At 39.0% G+C, this 2,752-nt stretch carries 4 protein-coding genes; 3 read left to right on the top strand and 1 reads right to left on the bottom strand.

The annotated features are described in order from the left end of the window. Positions 1–233 precede the first annotated feature (233 nt). The 3 genes from AC6F75_RS10510 (at position 234) to AC6F75_RS10500 (ending at position 2,505) form a co-directional block, all read left to right on the top strand. Positions 234–839 carry a DUF4254 domain-containing protein gene (locus AC6F75_RS10510; RefSeq protein WP_500714976.1) on the top strand — a complete coding sequence of 202 codons (606 nt, stop codon included), beginning with the start codon at positions 234–236 and terminating at the stop codon, positions 837–839. Positions 840–889: 50 nt separating this feature from the next. After that, entirely contained in the window at positions 890–1,270 is a 381-nt protein-coding gene (locus AC6F75_RS10505; RefSeq protein ID WP_500714975.1) for a DUF559 domain-containing protein, read from the top strand. Between the two features lie 197 nt (positions 1,271–1,467). Next, positions 1,468–2,505: a glycosyltransferase family 9 protein gene (locus AC6F75_RS10500; RefSeq protein ID WP_500714974.1), complete on the top strand. Its 1,038-nt coding sequence runs from the start codon at positions 1,468–1,470 to the stop codon at positions 2,503–2,505. Positions 2,506–2,577: 72 nt separating this feature from the next. On the opposite strand, the gene AC6F75_RS10495 is transcribed toward AC6F75_RS10500, so the two are convergent. Beyond that, a partial coding sequence (locus AC6F75_RS10495; protein ID WP_500714977.1) for a T9SS type A sorting domain-containing protein occupies positions 2,578–2,752 on the bottom strand: 175 nt, incomplete at its 5' end.

Raw genomic sequence — 2,752 nt, 5'->3', positions numbered from 1 at the left:
GCTATGGGAAATACACCTTAATAACAAAAAAATACCAACGCTTTAAAGCCGACAAAACCGAAAACAGAAACCACAAAGCAGATGCTACTTTTGAGTATTTGCATATATTAGAAAAATAAACCTCCCCTCTAAAAAGAGGGGATCGAGTCTGCCCGCCGAAGGCTGGGGGTGTGTAAAAGATAGAATCATACTAAAGCAACGATTAACCTATTAACCATTAACAACAAAATTCAATGTTTACAACAAAAGCAAACAAAATATTTCAAGAGGTTATCAATAAATATCACATTATAAACACCGTTGATCAACCTTTTGAAAACCCTTACGACAAAAATGCCCAACTCATTGAGCACCTATTTTATAGAAAATGCTGGATAGATACCGTTCAATGGCATTATGAAGATATTATTAGAGACCCCAATATCGACCCGGTTGCCGCATTAAAACTCAAACGCCAAATCGACGCCTCCAATCAGGACCGTACTGATACTGTGGAATATATTGACAGCTATTTCCTTGAGAAATACAAAGATGTAGAAGTAAAGAAAAACGCCAAAATCAACACTGAAAGTCCGGCCTGGGGCATTGACAGGCTATCAATTCTTGCATTAAAAATCTTTCACATGGATGAAGAAGCCAACAGGACTGACGCTTCCCCGGAATACCGTTTAAAATGCAAAGAAAAACTCGACGTACTGCTTGAACAACGTATAGACCTTTCAACAGCGATTGACCAATTACTCGAAGACATTGCAAATGGCGATAAGTATATGAAAGTGTACAAACAAATGAAGATGTACAACGACGATGAGATGAACCCGGTTTTGAGGAAGAAGTAAAAAGTCCCCTCTAAAAAGAGGGGATTTAGGGGTGTGTTTTAATTATAGCCATGAAAATCTATTACAACCCAAAACTAAAGGAACTAGCCAGACAACTTAGAAACAACTCTACTAAGTCTGAAATAAAGTTGTGGATGTGCCTTAAAGGCAAGCAAATGTGTGGTTATGATTTTCACAGGCAGAAACCAATAGATGAATACATCGTTGATTTTTTCTGCAACAAATTAAAGTTAGCAATTGAATGTGACGGCTATTCACATCAAATAGTAGAAGTTTGGGAAAAAGACAACAAGAAAACCAAAAGATTAAACGAATTAGGAATAGAAGTTTTACGGTTTTCAGACGAACAAATATTAAAAGATACCGACAATGTTTTGAGAGTCATAGAAGATTATATTGAAAGATTTGAAAATCAAAAGACACACCCCTAATTTTCTGTTGCATCGCAGCATAAAATTTTTCCCCTCTTTTTAGAGGGGAGGCACCAAAATCCAAATGGTTTTGAGATAATAGTTTAAAAGTTGAACCCAATTTCTGCGAAAATCCGCGCGATCTGCGGGAGACTTTTAACCTAAAACTGAAAGCACCAATTTCCAATTAACCAATAACCAATTAACCAACCAGAAACTTGAAACAAAAAACCAGAAACATATTAGTCATCCGTCTCTCAGCCTTGGGCGATGTGGCGATGATTGTGCCTGTGTTGAGGGTGTTCACTGCTACCTATCCTGATGTAAAAATCACCGTGCTTTCAAAGCCATTTCACGAGCCACTTTTTGAAGAATTTAAGCAAGTTTACTTCTTTCAGGCTGACGTAAAAGGAGCGCACAAAGGTTTAAACGGGCTGTTCAAGCTTTCCAAAGAATTAAAAAAACAAGGCATCACGGCCGTAGCCGATTTACACAATGTACTGCGCTCAAAAGTGATGGGCGGATTTTTTAGACTCAGTAACATTCCGTTGGAGAAAATCGACAAAGGCAGAGCTGAAAAAAAAGCCCTGACCAGAGCCAAAAACAAACAATTTAAACAACTAAAAACCACAGCTGAACGCTATGCTGAAGTTTTTGATAAATTGGGATTCCCACTTGACTTATCAAAACATCAATTCCCAAACAAAAAGGAAGTTCCTGCGAAAGCAATCCCCTTAATTGACAACACTTTCAAACACAAAATTGGAATTGCGCCTTTTGCAGCCCACGAAGGCAAAATGTACCCGTTGGAGTTGATGGAGCAGCTGATTGCAAAACTCGACCATGAAAAAGAAACACAAGTGTTTCTCTTCGGCGGCGGGAAACGTGAAGAGCAATTATTGAATGAAATGGCAGGAAAATATGATACTGTCACCAATCTGGCAGGTGCTTTAAGTTTTAAACAAGAGTTGGCGTTTATTGCAAATCTCGATGCTATGCTTGCAATGGACAGCGGCAATGCCCATCTGGCTGCGATATACAATGTGCCTACCATCACTATCTGGGGAGTGACACATCCTTATGCAGGGTTTTATCCATTCAACCAGCCAATGGAGCATGCTTTGTTGGCAGACCGGGAACAATTTCCATTGATTCCCACTTCCATTTATGGCAATACTTTTCCTAAGGGTTATGAAAATGCTATAAAAACTATTACGCCTCAACAAATTTTGGATAAACTAAAGAAAGTTTTTTAAAACCCAATTTTTAGCCCCCCCTTGCGCCACCGCTAAAGCTAAAGGCGGCACGCGGTCGGGGGGTTGGGGGGCTTACTTTTTCACAAACTTTTTACTCACCCGCTCACCGGTTTCACTTTCAAAAACCACAAAATATAAACCCGGGTTTAATGCTCTTACATCAATGGTTGTGGCACTGGTTTCGAGAAATTGGCTGTTTAATTTTTTACCATTGATATCATAAATAATAGCCGAAACAGATTGATTG

It is taken from the genome of Planktosalinus sp. (genome assembly GCF_059864935.1).
The sequence above is the reverse complement of the archived record's forward strand: the minus strand, read 5'-3'. Positions and strand labels throughout refer to the sequence as shown.